The 25029-nt window shown below is 68.8% G+C and carries 25 protein-coding genes; 12 read left to right on the top strand and 13 right to left on the bottom strand.

Features of this window, described 5'->3' with window-relative positions; genetic code table 11:
- Window positions 1-48: 48 nt before the first annotated feature.
- The 3 genes from HCA44_RS16260 to HCA44_RS16250 all read left to right on the top strand — a co-directional run bounded on the left by HCA44_RS16260 (window position 49) and on the right by HCA44_RS16250 (window position 5370).
- Complete coding sequence (locus HCA44_RS16260) at window positions 49-2493, top strand: ATP-dependent Clp protease ATP-binding subunit (protein ID WP_169650219.1); 2445 nt, start codon at window positions 49-51, stop codon at window positions 2491-2493.
- A gap of 285 nt (window positions 2494-2778) precedes the next feature.
- On the top strand, window positions 2779-3909 hold the full coding sequence (locus HCA44_RS16255; protein WP_169650217.1) for an alpha/beta fold hydrolase: 1131 nt from the start codon (window positions 2779-2781) through the stop codon (window positions 3907-3909).
- Window positions 3910-4035: 126 nt separating this feature from the next.
- Window positions 4036-5370 carry a helix-turn-helix domain-containing protein gene (locus HCA44_RS16250; protein ID WP_169650216.1) on the top strand — a complete coding sequence of 445 codons (1335 nt, stop codon included), beginning with the start codon at window positions 4036-4038 and terminating at the stop codon, window positions 5368-5370.
- 14 nt (window positions 5371-5384) lie between these two features.
- Here HCA44_RS16250 and HCA44_RS16245 read toward each other — a convergent pair whose 3' ends face one another.
- Window positions 5385-5618: a PLD nuclease N-terminal domain-containing protein gene (locus HCA44_RS16245; RefSeq protein WP_346764755.1), complete on the bottom strand. Its 234-nt coding sequence runs from the start codon at window positions 5616-5618 to the stop codon at window positions 5385-5387.
- A 65-nt stretch (window positions 5619-5683) separates the two neighbouring features.
- Between HCA44_RS16245 and HCA44_RS16240 the strand changes: the two genes are divergently transcribed.
- A complete protein-coding gene (locus HCA44_RS16240; protein ID WP_346764754.1) occupies window positions 5684-7015 on the top strand; it encodes a family 1 glycosylhydrolase in 1332 nt (443 codons plus the stop codon).
- Window positions 7016-7108: 93 nt separating this feature from the next.
- Window positions 7109-7258, top strand: a complete 150-nt coding sequence (locus tag HCA44_RS16235) for a hypothetical protein (RefSeq protein ID WP_169650214.1) — start codon at window positions 7109-7111, stop codon at window positions 7256-7258.
- 4 nt (window positions 7259-7262) lie between these two features.
- On the opposite strand, the gene HCA44_RS16230 is transcribed toward HCA44_RS16235, so the two are convergent.
- The 4 genes from HCA44_RS16230 to HCA44_RS16215 form a co-directional block, all read right to left on the bottom strand.
- Window positions 7263-8024 (bottom strand): pirin family protein, encoded by a 762-nt coding sequence (locus tag HCA44_RS16230; RefSeq protein WP_169650212.1) that lies wholly within the window; start codon window positions 8022-8024, stop codon window positions 7263-7265.
- Window positions 8021-8878 (bottom strand): NmrA/HSCARG family protein, encoded by an 858-nt coding sequence (locus HCA44_RS16225; RefSeq protein ID WP_169650210.1) that lies wholly within the window; start codon window positions 8876-8878, stop codon window positions 8021-8023. The genes HCA44_RS16230 and HCA44_RS16225 overlap by 4 nt, the downstream gene beginning before the upstream one ends.
- A gap of 75 nt (window positions 8879-8953) precedes the next feature.
- Window positions 8954-9538: a flavin reductase family protein gene (locus HCA44_RS16220; protein ID WP_169650208.1), complete on the bottom strand. Its 585-nt coding sequence runs from the start codon at window positions 9536-9538 to the stop codon at window positions 8954-8956.
- 61 nt (window positions 9539-9599) lie between these two features.
- Window positions 9600-10457 (bottom strand): helix-turn-helix domain-containing protein, encoded by an 858-nt coding sequence (locus HCA44_RS16215; protein WP_169650207.1) that lies wholly within the window; start codon window positions 10455-10457, stop codon window positions 9600-9602.
- Between the two features lie 55 nt (window positions 10458-10512).
- On the opposite strand from HCA44_RS16215, the gene HCA44_RS16210 reads away from it, so the two are divergent.
- Window positions 10513-11184 (top strand): NAD(P)H-binding protein, encoded by a 672-nt coding sequence (locus HCA44_RS16210; RefSeq protein ID WP_346764753.1) that lies wholly within the window; start codon window positions 10513-10515, stop codon window positions 11182-11184.
- 80 nt (window positions 11185-11264) lie between these two features.
- Window positions 11265-12512, top strand: a complete 1248-nt coding sequence (locus HCA44_RS16205; RefSeq protein ID WP_169650205.1) for an amidohydrolase family protein — start codon at window positions 11265-11267, stop codon at window positions 12510-12512.
- Window positions 12513-12536: 24 nt separating this feature from the next.
- Here the strand turns inward: HCA44_RS16205 and HCA44_RS16200 are convergent, their stop codons facing one another.
- A complete protein-coding gene (locus HCA44_RS16200) occupies window positions 12537-13520 on the bottom strand; it encodes a bile acid:sodium symporter family protein (protein ID WP_169650281.1) in 984 nt (327 codons plus the stop codon).
- Between the two features lie 102 nt (window positions 13521-13622).
- Between HCA44_RS16200 and HCA44_RS16195 the strand changes: the two genes are divergently transcribed.
- Window positions 13623-14477: a LysR family transcriptional regulator gene (locus tag HCA44_RS16195; RefSeq protein ID WP_169650203.1), complete on the top strand. Its 855-nt coding sequence runs from the start codon at window positions 13623-13625 to the stop codon at window positions 14475-14477.
- Between the two features lie 3 nt (window positions 14478-14480).
- On the opposite strand, the gene HCA44_RS16190 is transcribed toward HCA44_RS16195, so the two are convergent.
- The 6 genes from HCA44_RS16190 to HCA44_RS16165 form a co-directional block, all read right to left on the bottom strand.
- Window positions 14481-15251: a creatininase family protein gene (locus HCA44_RS16190; protein WP_169650201.1), complete on the bottom strand. Its 771-nt coding sequence runs from the start codon at window positions 15249-15251 to the stop codon at window positions 14481-14483.
- A 13-nt stretch (window positions 15252-15264) separates the two neighbouring features.
- The gene (locus HCA44_RS16185; RefSeq protein WP_169650200.1) at window positions 15265-16608 is read right to left on the bottom strand and encodes an FAD-binding oxidoreductase; all 1344 of its coding nucleotides are present in this window, start codon (window positions 16606-16608) and stop codon (window positions 15265-15267) included.
- The gene (locus HCA44_RS16180) at window positions 16608-17801 is read right to left on the bottom strand and encodes an ABC transporter substrate-binding protein (RefSeq protein WP_169650198.1); all 1194 of its coding nucleotides are present in this window, start codon (window positions 17799-17801) and stop codon (window positions 16608-16610) included. The genes HCA44_RS16185 and HCA44_RS16180 overlap by 1 nt, the downstream gene beginning before the upstream one ends.
- Window positions 17802-17849: 48 nt before the next feature.
- Window positions 17850-18725 (bottom strand): ABC transporter permease, encoded by an 876-nt coding sequence (locus HCA44_RS16175; protein WP_169650196.1) that lies wholly within the window; start codon window positions 18723-18725, stop codon window positions 17850-17852.
- The gene (locus HCA44_RS16170) at window positions 18722-19480 is read right to left on the bottom strand and encodes an ABC transporter ATP-binding protein (RefSeq protein ID WP_169650194.1); all 759 of its coding nucleotides are present in this window, start codon (window positions 19478-19480) and stop codon (window positions 18722-18724) included. Before HCA44_RS16170 ends, HCA44_RS16175 begins: the two co-directional genes overlap by 4 nt.
- Before the next feature lie 238 nt (window positions 19481-19718).
- The gene (locus HCA44_RS16165; protein WP_346764752.1) at window positions 19719-20321 is read right to left on the bottom strand and encodes a helix-turn-helix domain-containing protein; all 603 of its coding nucleotides are present in this window, start codon (window positions 20319-20321) and stop codon (window positions 19719-19721) included.
- A gap of 17 nt (window positions 20322-20338) precedes the next feature.
- Here HCA44_RS16165 and HCA44_RS16160 point away from each other — a divergent pair, with 17 nt between their 5' ends.
- Together HCA44_RS16160 and HCA44_RS16155 are read left to right on the top strand one after the other, a co-directional pair.
- Window positions 20339-20731: a VOC family protein gene (locus tag HCA44_RS16160; protein ID WP_169650192.1), complete on the top strand. Its 393-nt coding sequence runs from the start codon at window positions 20339-20341 to the stop codon at window positions 20729-20731.
- A 45-nt stretch (window positions 20732-20776) separates the two neighbouring features.
- Window positions 20777-22294: an NAD(P)/FAD-dependent oxidoreductase gene (locus tag HCA44_RS16155; RefSeq protein WP_169650190.1), complete on the top strand. Its 1518-nt coding sequence runs from the start codon at window positions 20777-20779 to the stop codon at window positions 22292-22294.
- On the opposite strand, the gene HCA44_RS16150 is transcribed toward HCA44_RS16155, so the two are convergent.
- Window positions 22212-22598 carry a DUF1622 domain-containing protein gene (locus tag HCA44_RS16150; protein WP_169650188.1) on the bottom strand — a complete coding sequence of 129 codons (387 nt, stop codon included), beginning with the start codon at window positions 22596-22598 and terminating at the stop codon, window positions 22212-22214. The two genes, HCA44_RS16155 and HCA44_RS16150, sit on opposite strands and share 83 nt — an antisense overlap.
- Window positions 22599-22718: 120 nt before the next feature.
- Between HCA44_RS16150 and HCA44_RS16145 the strand changes: the two genes are divergently transcribed.
- Both HCA44_RS16145 and HCA44_RS16140 read left to right on the top strand, forming a co-directional pair.
- Complete coding sequence (locus HCA44_RS16145; RefSeq protein ID WP_169650186.1) at window positions 22719-24137, top strand: DUF2252 domain-containing protein; 1419 nt, start codon at window positions 22719-22721, stop codon at window positions 24135-24137.
- A 92-nt stretch (window positions 24138-24229) separates the two neighbouring features.
- A complete protein-coding gene (locus HCA44_RS16140; RefSeq protein ID WP_169650184.1) occupies window positions 24230-24931 on the top strand; it encodes an IclR family transcriptional regulator in 702 nt (233 codons plus the stop codon).
- Window positions 24932-25029: the final 98 nt, after the last annotated feature.

Below are 25029 nucleotides of genomic sequence, written 5' to 3'. Positions count from 1 at the left end.
AGGCTGATTCCACCGACACTCCGATCCACCTATCCACCGAGGTGAGCGATGACCGAAGGCTGGGTTTCCCGAGATCCGTTCGACGACATCTTCAGCCGCTTCTTCGGCAGCGGCGCCCGCGCGCAACCACAGGTGCAGCGGGTCGATCTCGGTCGGCTGCTCAACGACGACGCGAAGGCGCTCGTGTCGTGGGCACGCAAAGCCGCACAGGACTGGGGCAATTCGAGTATCACACCCGAACACCTGTTGTACGCGGCGACGCTGAGCGATCCGACGCGTGGAGTGATCGAGGGCCTCGGCCTCGATCCCGACAAGGTGGCGGAGCAGATGCAGGCCGCGGTGGCGGGCGACACGGCCGCGGACGAAGGCGAGGCAGGCGGGGCGATCACGCTCAGCCCCGCAACGAAACTCGCACTGCGCACCGCGCAGCAACAGGCAGGCCAGGCGGGCGTCGGGTACATCGGGCCGGAGCACATCCTGCTCGGCATCGCGTCCAATCCCGAGAACCCGGCATCGAAGGTGCTGTCGGGGGCGAAGATCGAGGCGGCTGCGCGCGGCGGCAAGAACGAGAGTTCGACACCCACCCTCGACGAGTACGGGCGCGATCTCACCGCCGAGGCCCGTGCGGGCAATGTCGATCCCGTCGTCGGACGCGCCGACGAGATCTCGCAGACCGTCGAGATCCTGTCGCGGCGGCGCAAGAACAATCCCGTGCTGATCGGCGATCCGGGCGTCGGCAAGACCGCGATCGTCGAGGGTCTCGCACAACGCATCGTCAACGGCGACGTGCCGTCGACCCTCGCCGACCGGCGCGTCGTCGCGCTCGACGTCGGGTCGATGGTCGCGGGCAGCAAGTATCGCGGCGAGTTCGAGGAGCGGCTCACGAAGGTCCTCGACGAGGTGCGCGAGCACTCGGACGAGCTCGTGCTGTTCATCGACGAGTTGCACACGATCGTCGGCGCGGGTGCGGGCGGCGAGGGCTCGATGGACGCGGGCAATCTGCTCAAACCCGCCCTCGCGCGCGGCGAACTGCACGCGATCGGCGCGACCACGATCGACGAGTACCGCCGCTACATCGAGAAGGACGCGGCGCTCGAACGCCGTTTCCAGCCGGTCATGATCACCGAGCCGTCCGTCGACGACACGATCGAGATCCTGCGCGGTCTCGCCGATGCGTACGAGGAGCACCACCAGGTGCACTACAGCGACGAATCGCTCGTGGCGGCGGCCGAGCTGTCCGACCGCTACATCACCGACAGGTTCATGCCGGACAAGGCGATCGACCTCGTCGACCAGGCGGGCGCACGGGTGCGGCTGCGCACCAAGACCCCCGACGCGGACACGCGGGAAGCGGAAGAGGAGATCTCGCGACTCGAACGCGAGAAGGAATCGGCGGTCGCGGCGGAGGACTACGAGCGTGCCAACGCGCTCAAGGCCGAGCTCACCGAGAAACGCGAGGCGCTGGGTGGGGCCGCGACCAACGAGGTTCCCGAGGTCGACGTCGTCGACATCGCCGAGGTGGTGTCGCGGCAGACGGGTATCCCGGTCGCCGACCTCACCACCGAGGAACGCGAGAAGCTGCTCGCGCTCGAGGACGTGCTGCACGCCCGGGTCATCGGCCAGGAGCAGGCGGTGACGGCGGTCGCGGAGGCCGTGCGCCGGGCTCGCGCGGGCCTGGCCGATCCGCGCAGGCCGACGGGGTCGTTCCTGTTCCTCGGTCCGACCGGTGTCGGCAAGACCGAACTCGCGAAAGCCCTCGCCGACGCGGTCTTCGGCGACGAAGACCGGCTGATCCGGTTCGACATGAGCGAGTTCCAGGAGAAGCACACGGTCTCTCGGCTCGTGGGCGCGCCGCCCGGGTACGTGGGCTACGAGGAGGCCGGTCAGCTCACGGACAAGGTTCGGCGGCAACCGTATTCGGTGGTGCTGTTCGACGAGATCGAGAAGGCGCACGCCGACGTGTTCAACGTCCTGCTGCAACTCCTCGACGACGGCCGCGTCACGGACGCGCAGGGCCGCACGGTCGACTTCAAGAACACGATCGTGATCCTCACGAGCAATATCGGCTCGGACCTGATTCTCGACGCCCCCGAGGGCGACGTCGAGAAGGTGGTGCCGCAGCTGATGGAGCGGCTGCGTGCGCACTTCCGGCCCGAGTTCCTCAACCGTATCGACGAGACGGTGGTGTTCCATCGCCTCGACCGTGCACAGCTGCGGGAGATCGTCGAGCTCATCCTGGACGGCACGCGCAGGCTGCTGCGGGCACAGGACGTCACGCTCGACGTCTCCGACGCCGCGGAGGACTGGCTCGCCGAGCAGGGCTACGAGCCGCAGTTCGGTGCGCGGCCACTGCGCCGCGTCGTGCAGAAACAGCTCGACAACCGACTGTCCGACCTGCTGCTGAAGGGCACGGTGACGGCCGGCGACACGGTGCGGGTCGATTCCGACGGTACGAACCTCACGATCGCGGCCGTCCCTGCTGTGAGCACTTGACGAGTCCAGGCACGCCTGTTTCGCGCACGGGGGTCTGTGAGTTCTCGCGACGTTGACCGGCCGCACGCTGTGACGCGCGACAACACGCCGGACGCTGGATGTTTCGGTGTTCAACCAGGTGCCGACCGGGCGTCACCGGAGGGCGGCGTCGAAAGCGGTGGTAGATCGAGCACGCGACGGTCGCCCAGCTTCGGTTTGCCGACTGTACTGAACGTACGTCCTGGTCAAGCCCCCGAGTGCGAGCGAGCGCCGAGGTTACTGTCAAGTAGGTTACAGTGCTTCGTTATGACCTGGATCACAAGCACAGCATCGACAGGGCGACGCGGCCTCGTCACCGTCGGTCTCCTCACGGCCGCGGCCACCGTCGGAGCCCTCGGCCTCGCTTCACCGGCCGCCGCGTACCCGGCCGTGCCCGCGCCCGAGAACAGCACCGTGGGCACCGGTCCGGCGAACACCAACTTCCCGGCAGCCTTCGCACAGAGTTTCGTGACTCCGGACGCGGCGCCGATCGGCGCGAACGACTGGGACTGCAAGCCCAGCGCGGAGCACCCGCGGCCGGTCGTCCTCGTGCACGGCACCTGGGAGAACGCGTACGACAACTGGTCGGGCGTCGCACCCGCTCTGAAGGCCGAGGGCTACTGCGTGTTCGCGCTCAACTACGGCAAGTCGGACCTCGTGAACAAGGGCGGCGCAGGCGAGGTGCTGCCGAACACCAATGGCACCAAGGCGATCGAGCTGTCGGCGAAGGAGCTCGCGACCTACGTCGACGCCGTCCTCGACCGGACCGGCGCCGAGCAGGTCGATCTCGTCGGCCACTCCCAGGGCGGCATCGCCGCACGTCAGTATCTGAAGTTCGAGGGCGGCACCGACGCGTCCGACCCGTCGAAGAACAAGGTGAAGAACGTCGTCACGCTCGGCGCGACCAACCACGGGACGTCGCTGCTGGGCATCGGCACGCTGGACCGGCAGATCCGTGACCTCGGGCTGAACCTCGACCCCGCGCTGGACTACGTCGTCGGCGAGTCGGGCATCCAGCAGGTGTACGACTCGCCTTTCCTCAACGCTCTCAACGAGGGCGGCGACACCCAGCCCGGCGTGAACTACACCGTCATCGGCACGCGCTACGACGAGGTGACGAACCCCTACGAGTGGACTTTCCTCGAGGCGGGCCCGGACGCGACGGTCCGCAACGTCACGCTGCAGGACGGGTGCGCCGCCGACCTGTCCGATCACCTGAGCATGACGTACTCGCCGCGGGCGATCGACTGGATCAAGCACGGGCTCGATCCCGAGGGATTCGCCGCCGACCAGGTCGTGTGCACGGGCAACTCGCCGGTGTTCGGCAACTCCGAGGGCGGCGCGGCAGCGGGCCCGGCCACAGAATCGGCCCAGGCGGGGTCGAGCACCGGCAGCTAGACCGGTGCTCGCATCCGGCCGATGACGCCAAAGCGGCCCTATATCACGAGAAGGTCACTACAGTTCTCCGAAACGCCGGCGGGGCGGCGGGACGGATCTGTCGAATCACCATCAGCGGGAGTACGCATGTCAATCCGCGACGAGCGCGCGATCACGCCACGACCGGCGCGCAACCGGGCAGTTCCGAACACCGGCCGCACCCCGAACGAGGCGGCCACCGACGACACCGACAGTTCGACGTTGATGCTGGCCGGCGCACCCGCGTCGTCGGCGCTGCGCAACCTGCACACGCTGGCCGCGGATTTCGTCGGCCACTTCACCGAGAACGTCATCCCGTGCGGTCTGCTGCCGCGTGAGGAACTACAGGGCGACGTCACCAACGTCACCCTCGGCTGCATCAAGCTTGCGGCCGCGATGCTGGACAAGGGCCGGCTGCCGGAAGACGACGATCTCGACGACTTCCGCACGGCGTGCGGGCAGTGGGCTCGCGAGGGCATCCCCCTCGAAACGGTGCTCGAGGTGCTGCACGAGGGGTTCCGCCTCGGCTGGCGGCAGGTCGCGGAGTACGCGGGCTCGGACGACGTGCGCGCGGTGGCCGATGGCGGCGACATGATCGTGTCGATGCTCTCGCTCACCACGCAGGCCGCGACAACGGCCTATCTCGCGGAGTTGCGTGTCGTGGCGAGCGAGCATCACACGGCGGTGCACACGCTCGTGACGGCCCTGCTCAGTGGGCAGAGCAGTTCGGCGATGGCGAGGCATTGCGGCATCGAGGTCGCGGGCGCGTACGCGGTGCTCGCGGTCCACCTGCCGCCGCACGCGGACGAGCTACGGTCGAGCGTGCACACCCAAGTGGCCGCGCGGCGCAAGCTGCGGAGGGTGCAGGCCGAGCTCGCGAAGCTGTGCGGGCGCACCGCGCTCTCGCTGCTGAGCACCGACGGCGGCACGATCCTGATCCCCGGCAGCCCCGACGCCGGGTGGATCGACCGGCTGGTCGCGGCGCTGAGTGTCGCGGGCGAGGTGGAGGTGACGGCTGCCGCGGCGCAGGCCGACCGCGAGGACATCCCCGCGGCGTCCGAGCGGGTGCACGAATTGCTCGATCTCGCCAGCCATCTCGGCCGCGAGCCCGGCGTGTACCGGATGTCGGATCTGGTGTACGAGTACCAGATGATGCGTCCCGGCGACGGGCGCAGCGAACTGATCGCGCTGCTGCAGCCGCTCGAGAAGTCGCCGGATCTGGTCAAGACCCTCGAGGTGCACGTCGAGAACGACCTCAACCGGCAGCGCACCGCCCGTCGGCTGCACGTGCACACCAACACCGTCGACTACCGGCTCAAACGAATCGCCGAACTGACCGGCTTCGATCCGACACGCGCGTCGGGGCTGCGGCCGCTGCAAGCCGCGCTCCTCGCCCGAAGTCTGCAGGATCGCGACGCCGCAACCGATCGACCGGGCCCCTGATCAGGACGTCGGGATCACTGGAAGGTCGAGTCCTTGCCCCACACGAACCACACGACGGGGCCGAGGAACGGGAAGGCGAGGACCAGCAGGATCCACACTGCCTTGCCGCCGGCGCGGTAGTTGTCCGAGCGCACCACCGACACGAGCGCCGCGACGAACAGCACCACGAGTGCGATGCCCACCAGCGCGAGTGCCACGAGCATGACCCACGCGCCGACTTGCTGACCTTCTGCCGCAGAGATGTTCACACCGCCGACCCTATCGAGGGTGTAGCGTCACGTGCGAAATTCCCTCCTACCCCGAGGGGGATGCGGTGGCCCGACAGTCCTTTCGCACGATCGTCCTGCACGCGTGCACCGTAGCGTCCACGCTCGCAACCATTTTCGTACTCGCACCGGCAGCGCATGCGGCACCCGGCCAGGTACCCCCGCTCGGCGCCGATTTCGCATGGGGCGTGTCGGCGTCGGGATTTCAGACCGAGGGCGACGCACCCGACAGCAACTGGTCGCGGTACGCGTCGTCGGGCGCCGTCGACGACCCCTACCGGAACGCGGTGGACTTCCGGCACCGCTATCGCGACGACATCGCCCTCGCCGCCGATCTGGGCGTGAACACGTATCGCGTCGGAATCGAATGGGCCCGAGTGCAACCGACTCCGGGCGAGTGGGACGAGCAGGAACTCGCGTACTACGACGACATGCTCGGATCGATCCGGGCCGCGGGGATGCGGCCGATGATCACGCTCGACCACTGGGTGTACCCGGGCTGGGCTGCCGACCGGGGCGGCTGGACGAATCCGGCGATGGTCGCCGACTGGCTGGCATACGCGCGCCGCGTCGTCGACCGCTACGCCCACCTCGACCCGGTGTGGGTCACGGTCAACGAGCCCACCGCGTACATCGCGAACGAGATCCGGCACGGCGCGCTGCCGCCGGGCGACGCGCCCGCGATGATCGACCGTCTCGTCGCGGTGCATCGCGACATCTACGAGCACATCCACCGTGTACAGCCGGACGCGCAGGTCACGAGCAATGTCGCATACATCCCCGCGGCCGAGCCCGCGCTCGACAGCCTGTTCCTGAACCGCGTCGCCGACCGGCTCGACTTCCTCGGCCTCGACTACTACTACGGTGCGACGGCCGCGAATCCCGCGGGCGCGATCGGTGCGCTCACGGGCGAGATGTGGACGGCGCCGCTGCAGAGCGAAGGCATCTACTACGCGCTGCGGCACTACTCGCGCACCTACCCGCACCTGCCGCTGTACGTCGTCGAGACCGGGATGCCCACCGAGAACGGACAGCCGCGACCCGACGGATACACGCGCAGCGACGCACTCGCCGATTCGGTGTACTGGGTGCAGCGCGCGAAGCAGGACGGCATCGACGTCGTCGGCTACAACTACTGGAGCCTCACCGACAACTACGAATGGGGCAGTTACGCACCGCGCTTCGGCCTCTACACCGTCGACGCGCTCGGGGACCCGTCGTTGCAGCGCAGGGCTACCGATGCCGTCGCCACGTACACCGACATCACGCAGCGCGGCGGCGTGGCGAGCGACTACCTGCCCACGCGCCCACCGGCCGAGTGTTCCCTGGTCGACGTGCCCGCCTCGTGCACCGAGCCGGTCACTCTCCCCCACCCGTGACCGGCAACGCCGCGCAATCCCCGGACACTCGCGGCCGACGCGGGGCAAGATGGGGGCGGACCGGCACCGCGACTACCGCGTGGGAGGCTCGAGATGGGCAAACTGAAGGACGCCATGCATCGGATGCACATCGGCAGGCGCGACAAGACCAAGCAGCAGCCGGCGCAGAAGCAGCTCGATCGGTGGGCGAACGAAGGTGGGGCGGTGCCTCCCGAGGACGAGGATCACCGGCCCCGGTCGTAGCCGCTCACGCGTGGGCGTGCATCTCCCACACGAGCACCTCCGACGGCTCGAGCGCGACGAGGCCGACTCCGCGCCCGGTGAGGCGCAGCGCGTCGCCCGGGCCCAATTCGGTCGTACCGTCCACCTCGGAGGTGCCGATACTCAGCCGACCGCGCGTGACGAACACGTGGACGAACGGCGCGTCGGGCACCGCCACGTGCACACCGATGGCCGGGCGGGCCGCGTGAAAGGTGGCGTACCGATTGTGGATTCGGCCCGGCGTCGCGTCGAGACGACGCGGCATCCCGGTGGCGACGGGCACGAGCCCGGCGTCGGGGGCGACTGCGTCGGTAGGCAGCTCCTGGTATTCGGGGGTGAGGCCGGGCGTGTCCGGCGGTATCCACATCTGCACGACGTGCAGCCGGTCCCGATGCCGGTCGCCGGCGACGGTCCACGAGTCGTTGTACTCGGAGTGCGTGATCCCGGTCCCGGCGGACATCCGTTGCGCCGCGTCGGGAGTGAGTACGAGTGAGTTCCCGAGTGAATCGCGGTGCACCAGACTGCCGCTCACGATCCAGGTCACGATCTCCATTTCGGCGTGCCGATGCCGGTCGAATCCCGAACCCGCCTCGACGACGTCCTCGTTGTTGACGAGCAGCAGTCCGTGCGCGTAGTCCTCGAGTCGGAAGTTGCCCGCGAACGGGAACGAGTGGCTGCTCGTCATCGACTCGAGCACGAGGGTCGTGCGGTCGGTGGCCGGGACGAACCGCGCGGTCGCGGTCGTCATCCGCGGTGTCCGGCTCGATGGAAGGTCGCGGTCGCCCACTCACGGAAGGAGGTCCACGGCACGTCGGAGGCCTCGCGATGCAGAGCGTCGAGGTCGACGCGGTAACCGGGCCCGTTGAGGAACGACCACATCGCGTGCATGTCGGTGTCACGGACGTCGCGCAGGGGCACCGGCACCGCACGCACGTCATGCCCGAGGACGTCGGTGAGCACCGCGGCCATCTCGTTCGGGGTGGGGGCGTCGCTCGCGAGCTCGATGCGGCGGCCCGTGTACGGAGCGGGGTCGACGAGCACCCGCGCCGCGAACGCACCGAGATCCTGCCGGGCGAGTTGCTGCAGCGGGCGGTCGATCGGCAACGGAAGTGGGAGGCGGCCGGCCTCGAGATCGTCGGCGTCGCCGAGCGCATTGTCGTAGAAGTAGGTGGGGCCCAAGATCGTGTACGGCACACCACTTTGTGCGAGTTCCCGCTCGACGACGGCTTTGCTCTCGAAATGCGGAACTCCGCTGTCGGTGTCGGCGCCCGCGACGGAACTGAACACCAGGTGCGGCAGTTGCGCGTCGAGCGCGGCGCGAAGAATCGTGCGGCCCTGCCGCACTTCTTCGTCGACACCCTGCTCGAATGGTGTCGTGAGCGCGAACGCCGCCGACACCCCGGTCATCGCGCGCGTCAACGACTCCGCATCGTCGAACGAGCCCTGCACGACCTCGGCGCCTGCCTCCGCGAGCGCGTCGGCGCGGCCCGAAGACACACTGCGGGACAACGCACGCACCGGCACGCCGCGTGCCAGCAGGGCGTCGACCACCGCGCCACCCTGGCCGCCGGTGGCTCCTGTCACCAGAATCGGATTCGGCATCGCATCTCCTCTCGCCACTGTTCATTGTGGCGGGACGGAGTTCTCGCGTGTAGGAATCCGGCCGAGAGCGGGCCGCTACGGCCGTACGCGTTCGACGGTGTCCGGCGGCAGTCCCCACTCCGACCGCCCGAGGCGTGACGGCGGCGCGAGACGCGCGAAGTCGGGCAGGCCGTCGCCTGCGAGGACGTCGTCGCGCACGCTGACCGACACGACACGGCCCATCACGACCGATCCGTTGCCGACCTCGAGGATCAGGTGCCGCACGCACTCGAACGAGATGGGCGCTTCCGCGACGCCGGGCACCGACACGACGGTGCTCTCCCGCGGCGTCAGCCCGGTTTCGGCGAACTCGTCCTCGTCGGGTGCGAACTCGGCCGACGACGCATTCATGACGTCGATGAGCGATTCGGTCCCGATGTTGACGACGAACTCGCCGGTGTCGGTGATGTTGCGCCAGCTGTCCTTGTGCCCGAGCGACGTGAACTGCAGGATCGGCGGCTTGCTCGACGCGACCGTGAAGAAGCTGTACGGCGCGAGGTTGAGCACCCCGTCGCGCGAGCGCGTGGACACCCACGCGATCGGCCGCGGCACGACGGACGCGGTGAGCAGACGGTAGAACGCGGAGCCGCGCATCGCGGCGGGATCGAAGACGGTGCGCACGGAGCGCGACCCTACCCGCGGCGTCGGAACGTCAGCTCATCCGCGGACTCGGAACGGCGGCTCATCCGCGGCGCCGGAACGCCGAGGGCGTCGTATTGGCTCGCGCCGTGAACCACGACCCGAAGTTCGACGCGTCCGGGAAGCCGAGTGCAGCGCCGATCCGCGCGACCGGGATATCGGTGTGTGCGAGACGTCGTCGCGCTTCGAGCAGGATACGTTCGTCGAGAACGGCTTTCGGGCTCTTACCGACCGATTCCCGGGTTGCGCGCGCGAGGGTCCGCGACGAGTAGCCGAGCAGCGTGGCGTAGTCGGCGACGGCGTGCAGTCGCATGTAGTTCTCCTCGACTGCATTACGGAACTCGGTGAACACGGGCGAGGCCGTGACCGAGGCGTCGGTCGGCTCGGCGCCGAGCGTGCCTGCGAGACCCAGCACGAGCGCCGACAGCAGGTGCCCGCTGGTCGCGCGGCGCAGCTCGTCGGGCAGCGTCGAGTGTGCGACATGGTGCATGTTCGCGACGTGCGCCGAGATCCGGTCGTACGTTCGGTCGGGCAGCTGCCACCACCGGGGCGCGTACTGGCAACCGACCTGTGCGAGCGTGTCGACGCGTGGCGCGACGAGCCCGTCCCGGAACAGCACGACGTGCCCGTCGAGGGCGTCCATCTCGCCCCACCGCTGCGCCATGCCCGGCCGGATCCACAGCACCGACCCGCGGCGCAGCGAGTACTGCGCGAAGTCGACGACGTGTTGCGCCTCGCCGCCGTCCACCACGAGCAGTGCATGAAAGTCGAGGCGTTGCGTGTCGGCGAACTCGTCGGGACCGGCACGGGCGATCAGCTCCCGCAGCGTGTACACCTCGACGTCGTCGGCGGCGGGAAGATACGAGACGCGACGCACACCGTCGTGTCGATTATCTACCATGATTCGGCCGCCTCTCACCATGACCTCCGGGTACTTCTGGCCTAAATTTACCTGTGTGAGTGATTCTGCAACTACCTCTGCCCCGTCCGTCGTGATCTTCGGCGGCACCGGATACGCCGGCGGCCACATCGCCGCACGTGCCGCCGCCCGCGGTCTGCGCGTCACCGCGGTGTCGCGCACTGCGCCCACCGCGCCGCTCGAGGGGGTCGACTACCTGCAGGGCCGTCTCTCCGACACCGACCTCGTCCGCTCCCTCGCCACCGACCACGATGTCGTCGTACTCGCGGTACACGGGCAGGACGTCGACGGCCGGAAGCTGGTCGAACACATGCCCGCGATCGTCGGGGCGGTCACCGAGGGTGGTGCACGACTGGCCGTCGTCGGCGGTGCCGGCAGCCTCCGCACCTCCTCCGACGGCCCCCGCGTCGTCGACACCCCCGAGTTCCCGGAGGCGTTCAAGGGCGAGGCACTCGCGCACGCCGACGTCCTCGCATGGCTGCGCACCGAGGCGGACAGCGACGCGGAGTGGTTCTACCTGAGCCCCGCGATCACCTTCGGCAGCTTCGCGCCGGGCGAGACCACCGGCAGCTACCGCACGAGCGGCGACATCGCGGCGTTCGACGACAACGGCGTCTCGGAGATCTCCGGCACCGACTACGCGCTGGCGTTCGTCGACGAGATCGTCGAACCGAAGCACCGCAACACGCGTTTCACCGTCGCGCACTGACGCAGGTCGATATCCTCACCGATTCACGCACGTGTCCCGTGCGACACGTGTGTGAAACACGCGGCGCCTAGCGTGCAGGAATGGACAGCGACACGACCGACCACCGCACCGCCGACGGCCGCGCGGTTTGCGTTCTACGGAATGCGCGCGTGCCCGGCGGCGCGGTGGTCGACGTCGCGCTCGCGGACGGACGCGTCGTCGACGTGCGGGATCCTTCGCGCTCGGCCGCGGCGGCCGGCGAACTCGACCTCACCGGCTACGTGCTGTTGCCCGCGCCCGCGGAACCGCACGCACACCTCGACAAGGCGTTCTCGTGGGACGAGATCCGGCCGCCGATGGGCGATCTCGCGTCGGCGATCGACGCGTGGCGCGCGCACAGCGAACACCTGACGGCCGACGGCATCGCGGTGCGCGCCGAGCGTGCCGCTCGCACGGCGCTCGCGAACGGGACCACCGCGATCCGCTCGCACGTCGACCTGCTCGTCGGCGACGACCCGTTGCGCGGCGTCGAGGCGCTGGTCGCGGTGCGCGAGCGGCTGCGCACCGCGATCGACATCCAACTGGTGGCGCTGTGCCCGTACGACGTGGGCGACGCCGCGCTCGAGGCGGCCCTCGACGCGGGCGTCGATCTCGTCGGTGGGTCACCGCACCACACGCCCGCGCCGTCGTCGGATCTGCAGCGGCTGCTGCGCGTCGCCGAGCGCCGCGGTGTGGGCGTCGACATGCACACCGACGAACAACTCGACCCCGACGTCCTGACGCTCGAGGAACTGGCAAAATCGGTGCGCGACTGGCCCGCACACATGCCGGTGACGGCGGGGCACTGCGTGAGCCTCGGCGTCCTCGACGCCGAGACGCTCGAGCGGGTGATCGCCGAGGTCCGCGACAGCCGGATCGGCGTCGTCGCGCTGCCGATCACCAATCTGTACCTGCAGGGCAGGCAGCACCCGGTGTCGACACCGCGGGGCCTCACCGCGGTGCGGGCCCTGCTCGACGCGGGCGTCGTCGTGGGTGCGGGTGGCGACAACGTGCGCGACCCGTTCAATCCGCTCGGCCGCAGCGACGCACTCGAGACCGCGATGCTGCTCGTGACGGCCGGACACGTCACGGCCGCCGAGGCGTATCACGCGGTGTCGACCGGTGCGCGGGCCGTGATGGGCCTGCCGGACGCGGGACCGCACGAGGGCGCCGTCGCCGATCTGCTCGCCGTGCGCGCGGACGGACTCGAGGACGCGATCGCGTCGGCGCCCGCGGATCGGTACGTGTTCAAAGCCGGCCGGCTCGTGGCGGCGTCGCACGTGCGGCGCTCGCTCCACGTCCCCCTGTGAGCGAAACAAGCGTGCCTGGACTCGTCAAGTGCTCACGAGAGTGCGGTCGGGGCGAGCGCCCAGACGTTGCGCGACGATCGCACACACGATCAACTGCAGCTGGTGGAACACCATGAGCGGCAGCACGATCAGGCCCACCGGGCCACCCGCGAACAGCACCGCCGCCATCGGCAGGCCCGACGCGAGGCTCTTCTTCGACCCACAGAACAGGATCACGATGCGGTCTTCGAGCGAGAAGCCGAGCCGCGTGCCCACGGCCGAACTCAGGCCCATCACCACCGCGAGCAGCACGGCGCACACGATCAACAGCACGACGATCTGGCCGACCGACACGGTGCTCCAGATGCCCTCGTTCATGCTTTCACTGAACGCGGCGTAGACGACGAGCAGGATCGAGCCCCGGTCGACGATCTTGGTGGGCTTCGCGTGCCGCTGCACCCAGCCGCCGACCCACGGCCGCAGCGCCTGGCCGACGAGGAACGGCACGAGCAGTTGCAGCAGGATCGCGACGGCCGAGCCGGCGTCGATGTGCGCGTCGCCGGTGGTGCTCATGAGCAGCACGACGAGCAGTGGCGTGACGAAGACGCCGATGATGTTCGAGAACGACGCGCTGACGATCGCGCCCGCGACATTGCCCCGCGCGATCGACGTGAACGCGATCGACGACTGGACGGTCGACGGCACGAGGCACAGGTAGAGGATGCCGGTGTACAGGTCGTCGGAGATCACGGTGGGTGCGAGCACGCGCAGCGCGAGCCCGATCAGCGGGAAGGCGACGAACGTGATCGCGAGGATCACCGAGTGCAGGCGCCAGTGTTTGACGCCCTGCCACGCCTCGGCGGGCGACATGCGCGCGCCGTAGAGCAGGAACAGCAGCGCGATCGCGATCTTGGTGGCCCATGCGAGGACGTCCTCGGCGGCGCCGGTCGCGGGGAAGATGCTCGCGAGCACCACGGCACCGAAGATGGCGAGAACGAATCCGTCGAGGTAACGGCCCACTGTCTGCACGAGCTTCGGTGTCTTCACGCATCGACGCTAGCCCGGCCGACGCTATCGAAAGCGGCGATAATACCTATATCAGCTATCGCGTATCGCGATAAGCTGGGTGCCGTGTTCGACCCTGTTCTGCTCGCCAGTTTCCTCGCCGTGGAGAACCACGGCAGCTTCACCGCGGCCGCACGGCAGCTGAGCCTGCGCCAGCCCACCGTCAGCGGGCACATCGCGAAGCTCGAGAAGCAGGTGGGCCGCGAGCTGTTCGCACGCGACACGCACTCCGTCACGCTCACCCCCGACGGCGCCGCGATGCTCACGTTCGCGCGCGAGATCCTCGACGCGCAGCAGCGCGCAGCACAGTACTTCGGCGACGCCGAGCTGTCGGGTCGCATCCGGTTCGGCGTGTCGGAGGATCTGGTGTCGGCGGCGCTGCCGTCGATCCTGTACGAGTTCCGCGAGAGCCACCCCGCGATCGACCTCGAGCTGTCGATCGGGCTGAGCGACGAGATCCACAACCGGTTGCGTGCAGGCCAGCTCGACCTCGCCTTCGTCAAGCGTCGGCCGGGCGAACGGCACGGCCGCCTGGTGTTCGAGGACCGGCTGGTGTGGGCGGGACCCGCAGGAGCCGTCCCCGACCCCGGCGTACCTATCCCGCTCGTCACCTACCCGCCGCCGAGCCTCACCCGCGACGCGGCGCTCACCACGCTGCGCCGGGCCGGGCTCGCGTACCGCATCACGTGCACCGCGCACGGCCACCTCGGACTGCGCGCCGCGGTGCGCGCAGGCCTCGGTTATCTCGTGCACAGCGAGAGCCTGCTGCCCGACGACCTGCACCCGACGCCCGGCCTGCCCGATCCGGGGCCGACCGAGTTCGTGCTGCTCACGCCGTCACGGCGCGAGCAGACCGCCCCCGAACGCGCGCTCACCCGCGCCATCGTGACCGACGCGCAGCGTGTGCGCACCGCGCGCTGAGCGTCAGCGCACGCGACCGGGATCGAAGATCGCGATCTCGTCGAGTGCGGACACCACGGTGCCGACGTTGTCCTCGAAGTAGGCCGCGCCCGCGTCGGCGGTGGCGCCGGAGGGATCGCCGACGACGCCCGACGCGAAGAAGTCGTCGGCGAGCCACCCGAATCGCACCGGCTTGCCGAAACCCACGTACTCGAAGTCGGCGATCGAATCGGGCACAGCGCGTGCAGCTTTCGTCATGTCGACCAGGTCGGGCCGCACGTGCAGCATCATCGACGTCTCGACATGGCCCGCGTGAATGCCGAAGCCGCGTTCGCTCTCGCCGGCCCGCGGCGGCCCCGAATACAGGAAGGTCTGCAGGTCGAAGCGTCGACGCAGCTCGCGCAGCCCGACCTCGAGGAGCGCGGAGTTTCCCCCGTGGCAGTTGACGAACATCACGCGCCGGGCGGGTGTGGCCGCGATCGAGCGCCCGAGGTCGACGAGCACCCGCAGCACCGTGTCGGCACCGAGCCACATCGTGCCCGGCAACCGCGCGTGCTCGTCGGACTTGGTGTAAGCGAGCGCGGGCATGAGCCACACGTCGTGACCCGCCGCCGAGCCACGCGCGACGACCTCGGCGGCGAGGGCGTCGGCCATCACGAGGTCGGTCGCCAGCGGCAGATGCGGACCGTGCGGTTCGACGGCGCCCGTGGGGATCACGAGGATCGAGTCGCGGCCCAGTACCGTCGCCGCTTCGACGGTGGTCAGCTCGACGTACCGCCGCGAACGGGTCGTCATGTCCTGCCCACTGTCACGACAGCCACCGGCCCGGATTGAGCAGTCCACGCGGATCGGTCTGCGCCGCCAGCGTTCTGATGCGGTCGGCGTCGCGGTCGACGTACGACTGGTGCGGCGAATGCACCGCCACACCCAGCGCCTCGAGTTGCGCGACGCCGTCGTACACCTGCTGTGGATCGCGGTAGCGGCCGTTGAGCATGCCGAACATGTGCCCGTAGCCGACCTCGAGGTGCAGCATGCCGTCCTCGTACACCGCTTCGACCTCGTCGAGTCGTTCCACCAGCGCGTCGCCCTGGACCTCCATGTGAAACCATGTGTCCGGCTCCGCCTTCTGCATCCACCACGTCGGGTGGTTGTACGAGAGCATGCTCGCCCGCAGCGTGTCCTGCAGACCCGAGCGCACCGCCTCGACGCGGCCTCCGCATGCCTCGACGATGCCCGAAATCTCGTCGACCACCGCCGAATCGACGATTGTGCGCAGGCTGGCACGTCCGCGCGGTATCGCGTCGTCGGTGGGAAGATGCGCCGACATCGTCACGGTGTCGGCCGAGCACAGTCGTGGCTGCGGGGACACCCCGCGCACGTGTACCGCGGCGGCGAAAGCGTCGTGATGCGACGCGAAACTCGCATACACGCAGCGCCAGTCCTGCAGCGGCTCGAGCTGCACCGTGGCGCGCACGATGATGCCGGCGACGCCGTAGGTGTGCACCATCGGCTGCGCGTCGTCGCCCGCCAGATGCACGATCTCGGCGTCGTCGTGCGCGTATACGACGTCGAGGGAGTCGACGAAGCCCATGTGGTTACGCCCGTGCACGATCGTGCCGGTGCCCGCCGAGCCACCCGCGACGAACCCACCGAGAGTGGACTGCGCCGTCGACGGATACATCCACAACTGCTGCCCCGCATCCCACGCGGCGCGTTCCAGGGTGATCATGCGAGCACCCGCCTCCGCCGTGACGTATCCGTCGCCGAGCGCGCTGATCGTCGTGAGGCCGGTCATGTCGATCACGAGACCGCCGTAGCGCGGCACGGCCTGTCCGTAGTTTCCGGTGCCCTTGCCGCGCGTCGTGATCGGAACCCCGCGGCGCACCGCGGCGCGGACGACGTCCGGAACCTGGTGCGCTGATTTCGGACAGCACACGAGGTCCGGCGCGCCGAGCGGCTGCTGCGCCGTGAGGATCGGGCTCATCCCCGAGCCGTCTTTCGATGCGCGGGCGAGCGCACGCGGTGCGGTGCTCACGCCGCCTTCACCGAGGATGCCGGCGAGGTCGTGTACGAGCGCCTCGACGTCGGCCGCCCTGAACGGCGGCCGGCCGGCGTCCGACACCGGCGCCATCGCGACGGGTGCGCTTGCCATCACTGCCCCGGGAAGCTGATCGACGTGTCGACGAACCGGTTGGTCGCGACCTGCTCGGGGGTCAGGTCGGCGGGAACGTCCTTGCCCTGCTTCGTGAAGACCGGCCGGGTGATGTCGATGAGCCGCTGCACGCGTTCGGTGTCGAAGTCGCCCATCGCGGGTGTGGTGCCGTTGCCGACGAGGCCCTGTTCGAGCATCGTGTCGATCGCGTAGTCTGCGTTGCCCTGCCCGTAGACCCATCCGGTGTCGAATTGCTCGACGGCGTCGAGGATCACGGCGTTGGCTGTCGACGGGTCGGCGAAGTAGTCGAGCATCGCCTGCTGCATGACCGGCACGAGCTGCTCGAGGCACGACGCGTAGCCGTCGAGCTCGCCGCTGCGCACCGCGAGCGGCGACTTGTAGGTCGGGTAGCCCGCGTCGTGCACGAGTTGGTAGTCGACGGGCTTCTTCCAGCCCTCGACCTCGTTCTCGTAGACGTACGGCTCGGAGCTCGCGAAGCCCTGTTGACCGTTGGTGCCACCGGCAGCGACGAAGTTCGCGGGCGTGCCGTCGTAGCTGCCGTCCACCTGGTTCGGGTCGAGGATGCCGGTGCCGGTGAGGTAGTCCATGTACGGTTCGCCCTCGAAGTACAGAACTTTCGCGTCGGTGCCCTTCAGGTCCGCGATCGACCGCGCTTCCGGATGCGACGCGGGATCCCACATGATCATCATCGGGCTCTTCTCGAGTGCCGCGTACACGCCCGTCGTCGGGTTGCTGCCCGCGCTCATGATCGCCTGGTCCGTGTCGACGAAGCCGAGCATGATGTCGGTGTCCTGATACATCTGCGATGTCACCGACTGGAATCCGATCGCCGGTCCACCCGAACGGATCTCGATGTCCACACCGGTGTACTCGCCGCTCGCGAACAGGGGTCCGCTCACACGCTTGGCACCCGCATCGATCTGTGGGTCCGGCCCCAGCATCTGGTACATGCCGCCGTGTTCGGCCTCGGGATTCCAGTCGGTCTGCACGACGATCGTCTCGGGACACGACTGGGACAGGTCGACCGCCCCGATCGGGCCGTCGTATCCGGACGGCTCGCTCGACGCGCCACCCGAGCACGCGGTGAGGACGACGCCGGTCGACGCCGCGAGCGCGGCCACCGCGCCTCTACGGACGAAGGACGTGCGACGGGACGAGGAAGCACGGGACATGGGGGCTCCTGTTCGTGGGACAGCGACGGGGAGGCGAGAGGGTGGGGGTTACTGCTTCGGGTTGTGCCACTTGCCGACGACGCGATTCGACAGCCAGCCGAAGAATGCGAAGACGGCGATGCCGAGCAGCGACGCGAGGATGATCGCGGCGAACAGTTGGGGTGATTGCAGCCGCGAGCGGTAGTTGTCGATCAGGATGCCGATGCCGGGCGCACCCTGCTTGAAGAAGAAGTCGCCCACGATGGCACCCACGACGGCGAGCCCGCCGGAGATCCGCAGCCCGGCGAACATCGCGGGCAGCGCGGCCGGCATCTCGAGCTTCCTCAACCGGGTGAGGCGTCGGGTCTTGTGCAGCGCGAACAACTCTCGATGACCTTTGTCCACCGACTTCAAACCGAACAGGGTGTTCGACACGATCGGGAACAGGGCGATCAGCACGCACACGAGCACACGCGCGGAGAAGCCGAATCCGAACCAGAATCCGATGAGCGGCACCAGCGCCAGGATCGGAATGCACTGCAGCACGACCGCATACGGAAAGAGCGACGTCTCGGCCCACTGCGCCTGCGACATGAGAATCGCCCACGCGACACCGAGCACGAATGCGATCACGAGGCCGGTGAGCGCGACACCTGTGGTGCGCCCGAGCGCTTCCAGCATCTCGGAGATGTTCTTGCCGAACACGCCGTCGACGACGACCGTGTGCGGCGCAGGCATCAGGAACCGGCGCGACGGATCGAGCACGAGGTAGGTGACGGCGTACCAGGCCGCGACGAGGAGCGCGAACACTCCGGCTGGGCCCAGGACCGGCAACAGCGAGCGGCGCGGAGAGGTCGCCCTCGGGCCCGGGGCCGGCGCGTCCGCGAGCAGGCCCGCTCCGGGATCCTGCGTTGTCCGTTCGAGATCGGTCAGTTCACTGCTCATGCGTGCGCCTCCCGCAGTGCTTCCGAGACCTTGGCCGCGAGCGTGGTGAACTCCGCCGTGTACCGCAACGACGGCTCGCGCGGAAAGTCGAAGGGCACCTCGATGTCCTGCACGATGCGCCCCGGCCTACCCGACATCACCACGACGCGCGTCGACAGGTAGACAGCCTCGGACACCGAGTGGGTCACGAACAGTCCGGCGAAGCGGCGGTCGGCGAACAGCCTGGTCGTCTCGTCGTTCAGGTGCTGGCGGGTGATCTCGTCGAGCGCGCCGAACGGCTCGTCGAACAGGAACAGCTCCGGGTCGAGGGTCAGCGAGCGGGCCACCGACACTCGCATGCGCATGCCACCGGACAGCATGTGCGGCAGGTGTTTCTCGAACCCGCGCAAGCCGACGAGGGCGATCGCGTCGTCGGCCCGGCGCAGCCGCTCGGCCTTGGGCACGCCGTCGAGTTCGGCGAGCAGCGCGACGTTGTCGCGCACCGAGCGCCACGGGAGCAGCGTTGCGTCCTGGAACACGTAACCGATGCGGTTGGCGCCCACCTGCGCGTACCCACCCGATGCCGACTCGAGGCCCGACGCGATACGCAGCAATGTCGACTTCCCGCAGCCCGACGGACCGACAACGCTGACGAATTCGCCTGCGCGCACCGTGAGATCGACGGCGTCGAGGGCGTGCGTGCCGTTCGGATACACCAGGTCGGTGCGTTCGAAGCCGAGCACCTGCTGCCCGGGCGCGGGCGACGCGTCGTGCATGGACGGTGCGTGCGGTCGAACACGACCCTGTTCTCGAACACGACCGGACATCGACGGCCTCCTGACGTGCGGCGTCGACGGCTCGGTGCAGACGACGGTGCTCCTGGCATGGAATGTTGATCCGATCAACATCCACGAGTATGGAAGGCCCGGTGTTGCCGTCCGGTTAACCGCGTCGACAGTTGTGTGAACACGCTTCGGCCGGAGAACCCACTGGGGCAGCGGGATTTTCCTTCGGTCAATCCGTGTCGGCGCTGCCACCGGAATGCACGAGCAGCACCACCGCGGGCTCGCCTCCGACGCGGCGGTGCCGGTGGTCGACGCCGCCGGGGCACACGACGGATTCGCGCGCGGCGAGCGTGTGGAACTCCGACGCACCCGCCTCGTGCAGCTCGACCTCGACCACCCCCGCGACGACGTACACGAGTTCACGGCGCGTGTGCCGGAAGAACTCCTCGAACCGTTCGGTCGTGACGACCATCTCGGTGACGTCGGCGGCCCCCTCCGCGCGATCGACGAGCCGTGCGGCGTGCACACCCTGATCGCCGCCGGGAGTCCGCACCCGTCCCGCCGGTGTCGTCGACACGCCGCGTGCGAGGAGAGTCTGCTGCGTCGTACCGAGGGCCGTTGCGACGAGATAGAGCGACCGCATCGACGGCCGCGCGCGGCCGCGCTCGATCTGACTCAGAAACGGGTGCGACAGGCCGGTGTCCCGCGCGACCTGCACGAGGGTGCGGCCCAGCTCGAGCCGGCGCGCCCGGATCGCGGCTCCGAGACCGGCGTCGCCCGCCGGTTCGGGTGCCGTCGCCGTGTGCAGAGTTTCACCGCGCGAGGTGCTCACGGTGGCACGATACGGGTATGAGTGCCCTGCGTCCGGTCTCGAACGTCTTCTACTTCGTCGACGACCTCGACGCGGGCATCGAGTGGTACGCGCGTCTGCTCGGCGAGCGACCCGACGAACGCCCGGACTCGATGCTCGGTCGTCTTGCACGTTTCTCCGTCGGTCCCGCCGTGCTCACCGTGCACGTGTCGGACGAGTACAACAAGCCGTCGAGAACCGACGGCCCGGTCGCGTACTGGGAGGTCGACGACGTCGACACGGTGGTCGCCGACTGCACGTCCCGCGGCGCCACGGTGCATCGCGGACCGAAGACGATCTTCACCGGCGAACGGCTGTGCCAGGTACTCGACCCGTTCGGCAATCTGATCGGCTTCGTGTCGCGTGGAGGCGCCGGGGCCACCGTTACCTGACCCGCGCGTACCGTGGACGTCCGTACGACGACCCGGGAGGCTGCCATGACGACCACCGAGACGCGACATGTCGACGTCCTGATCGTCGGCGCGGGACTGTCCGGCGTCGGCGCGGCGTGCCACGTGCACACGTCCTTCCCCGACCGCGAGTACGTGATCCTGGAGAGCCGCGCCGCGATGGGGGGAACATGGGACCTGTTCCGCTATCCCGGCATTCGTTCCGATTCGGACATGTACACGCTCGGCTACCGATTCCGGCCGTGGACGGGGGACAAGTCGATCGCGGACGGCGCGTCGATCCTCGAGTACGTCCGCGACACCGCCGCCGAGTACGGCGTCGACCGCCACATCCGGTACGGGCACCGGGTCACCCGCATGGACTGGACCGACGACCACTGGACCGTCACGGCCGAGGTGACCGACGAGACGAACGGCGCGGCCACCACCGTGCAGTACACGGCCGACACGGTGATGTGCTGCAGCGGCTACTACCGGTACGACCAGGGCTACCTGCCCGAGTTCCCCGGCATCGATCGCTTCGCCGGGCGTGTGGTGCACCCGCAGCACTGGCCGGACGACCTCGACTACGCGGGCAGGAAGGTCGTGATCGTCGGCAGCGGCGCGACCGCCGTCACGCTGGCGCCGTCGATGGCAGGCGACGCGGAGTCGGTCACGATGCTGCAGCGCTCGCCCACCTACATCGTGCCGTTGCCCGCGCGCGACAAGTTCGCACAGCGCCTCGCGCGGTATCTGCCTGCGCACACGGCGTATCGGGCGACGCGACTGAAGAACTCGATCGTCCATGTCGCGACCTATCAACTGTGCCAGCGTTTTCCGGCCCTAGCGCGGAAGGCGATCCGCAAGGTCCAGCAGCCGCTGCTGCCACCGGACTACGACGTCGACACGCACTTCGCGCCGCGTTACGACCCCTGGGACCAGCGTTTGTGCGTCGTCCCCGACGCAGATCTGTTCCGCAGCATCCGTAAGGGCGACGTCGAGCTCGTCACCGACCGCATCGACACCTTCACCGAGACGGGCATCACGCTCGAGTCGGGTCGCACGCTCGACGCGGACGTCGTGATCACCGCGACGGGCCTGAACCTGATCGCCTTCGGTGGTATCGAGTTCGCGGTCGACGGCGAGCCGGTCGATCTCACCCACACGATGGCCTACAAGGGCATGATGCTCAGCGGCCTACCGAATTTCGCGTACGTCATCGGCTACACGAATGCGTCGTGGACACTCAAGGCCGACCTGGTGAGCGAGTACTTCTGCCGCGTCCTCGCGCACATGGACGCGCACGGATACGACACCTTCGTTCCCGAACGCGACGCGTCGGTGCGCGAGGAGCCGTTCCTCGACTTCGACGCCGGTTACGTGCTGCGAGCACTCGACGAGCTGCCGAAGCAGGGTTCGCGGGCGCCGTGGCGGCTGCGGATGAACTACTTCCGGGACATGCTGACGCTGCGCTACGGCAAGCTCACGGACGACGCGATGCGCTTTTCTCGCCGTCGTCCGGTGCGCCGGGGTCCGGCTTCTGCTGCCACGGCCAGCGACCGCTGATCTCGAGCTCGAGCGACCAACTGAGGAAGGTACGCACCGCGACGATCATCGCGAGCACCCCCACGCTCTCGACGGTCGGCGTGACGGCGACGGTGCGGATGATGTCGCCTGCGACCAGCAGTTCGAGCCCGAGCAGGATCGTGCGGCCCAGCTCGACCCGCATACTCGGGTACACACGGGCCTCGCGCCGGTACGCGCGCAGCAGCGTGCGCACGGCCACCACGACGGCGCCGAGTGCGATGACGGCGACGCCTGCGCCGTCGATGCAGTCGGCGACGGTTTCGACGACCTCGACGAAGCTCATGCCACGGTTCCTCTCCTGCCACGGCTCCCCCTGGAGCGTAGCGGCGCCGCGGTATCCGCACGCCGGGTCCGGGTAAAGCCCTAGAGTCGGGCAGGAGGCCCGTGGACACGAGGAGCTCCCATGGCGACGAGCACGGCGAAGACCCGGCCCCGCGACGAGACGGACGCAGCGGAGCACTACGCGCGCGGACGGAAGCGACGCAAGACGGCTGGGCGTTCGAGCCCCGCGCACCTGTGCCCGGAGGCCGATCGCACCGATCCGCTCGAGTTGTTGCGGTCCCAGGACGCGTCGCGGCTGCCCGAGCTGGTCCCGATCCGGTACGGGCGAATGGCAGTGAGCCCGTTCGCTTTTCTGCGAGGGGCAGCGTTGCCGATGGCCGACGACCTGTCGAAGACCCCGCACAGCGGCATCGAGGTGCAGGCGTGCGGCGATGCCCACCTGAGCAATTTCGGACTCTTCCAGACGCCTGAGCGACGAACTGCATTCGACGTCAACGACTTCGACGAAACGCACCGCGCACCCTTCGAATGGGACGTCATGCGGCTCGCCGCGAGTGTCGTGGTCTCCGGTCGCGTCAACGGCATCTCCGACCGCAAGTGCCGCGCCGCCGCGCTCGCGACGGCGCACGCCTACCGGCACGCGATGCGCGACTCGGCGCGACTCGGCCATCTCGCGGTCTGGTACCAGCGCATCGACGTCGACGCGCTGCTGAAGCAGATCGGTGAGCGGCTCGACACGTCCCGCGAGAAATCGACGCGTGCGGCGCTCGCGAAGGCCCGCAATCGCAACAGCCTGCAGGCGCTGCGCAAGCTCACCACCGTGGTCGACGGCAGGCCCCGATTCAAGAGCGATCCGCCCTTGCTCGTCCCACTCGACGAGATCGCCACCGACCGCCAGTTCGCGAAGCTGAAGCGCGAGATGCATGCGCGATTCGACGACTACCGGCGCACGCTGCAGTCGGACCGGCGGCTGCTGTTCGACGCGTACACGCCGGTCGAGTTCGCTCGCAAGGTCGTCGGGGTCGGCAGTGTCGGTACCCGCACGCTCGTCGCGCTCTTCCGGGGCGCCGACGCCGACGACCCGCTGATCCTGCAGATCAAGGAGGCGCAGCCGTCGGTCCTCGCGCCGTACGTCGCCGGGCCGATCCACCGCAGCCAGGGCAAACGCGTCGTGACAGGGCAGCGCCTGCTCCAGGCGGCGAGCGACATCTTCCTCGGCTGGCAGACCGGTCCCGACATCGAGGGCGTCGACCGCGACTACTACGTGCGGCAGCTACGCGACGGCAAGGGTTCGGTGGTCGTCGAGGCACTGCGGCCCGACGGCCTCGCGCTGTACGGCGAACTGTGCGGTCGCACCCTCGCGTTCGCGCACGCGCGCGGCGGCAATCGATTCGCGATCGCCGGCTACCTGGGCGGCAAAGCCAACTTCGACCACGCCATCACCGAGTTCGCCGATGCGTACGCGGACCGCACCTTCGCCGATCACGCGCGACTCGTGGAGGCGATCCGTGACGGCACGATCGAGGCGCGCGACCTGTGAGGACCCTCTCGCCGCGCGAGCAGCGCCCCTCGTTGTCGCGGCGACACCCGCCGACTAGCATCCGATAATCGGATGTTTTCGGAGGGATGGGCATGGTCGAGGTTTCCAAGACCACGGACCAGGCACTCGAGGTGCTCGAGTTCCTGGGCCAGCGTGGTTCGCTGTCGATCGCCGAGGCCGCGCGCGAACTCGACCTGTCCCGCACCGTCGCGTATCGGTTGCTGTCGACTCTCGAACAGCGCGGATTCGTCAAACGCAACGAGGGCATCTACCGGCTCGGGCCCAAACTGTTCGCGCTCGCGCAACACGTCGAGTGGGCCGTCCGCGACGCCGCGCACCCGCACATGCGGGTCCTCGTCGACGAGTTGCGCGAGACCGTCGTGCTCAGCCTGCGCGACGGCGGCCAGACGCTGTCGATGCATCGCGTCGCCAATCGCGAACACTTCGTGCAGATCTCCTACCCGCCGGGCTTGCGCTACGACCTCGCCGACACCGTCGGCGGCCGCGTCATCCTCGCCCACCTCGAACCCGACGAGCAGCTGCAGATCCTCGGCGATCCCGACCATCCGCTGCTGCCCGAACTCGGCCGCATCCGCCGCCGTGGCTATGCGATGACCAAGGACGAAGAGGCCGCGGGCATGTCGGGGCTCGCCGTCCCGATCCGTTCGATGGACGGCGTCGTCGCGTGCCTCACCGTCTACACACCGACCGAACGCACCGCCGACGTCAAGGCCCGGCACGAGGTCGTCGTACGTGCCGCCGACGCGATCAGTCAGGAATTGCTCGAGAACTGATCAGGCTCCGTTACCGAGCACACCTTGTGGTGCCGACAGACACGGTGCGGCCTACCGAAACCTGCGCAACGCAGCCGAAACCCGTGCAGAACGGACCG

The organism is Rhodococcus sp. HNM0569, assembly GCF_012726205.1.
Taxonomy (GTDB): Bacteria; Actinomycetota; Actinomycetes; order Mycobacteriales; family Mycobacteriaceae; genus Rhodococcus_F.
The sequence above is the reverse complement of the archived record's forward strand: the minus strand, read 5'-3'. Positions and strand labels throughout refer to the sequence as shown.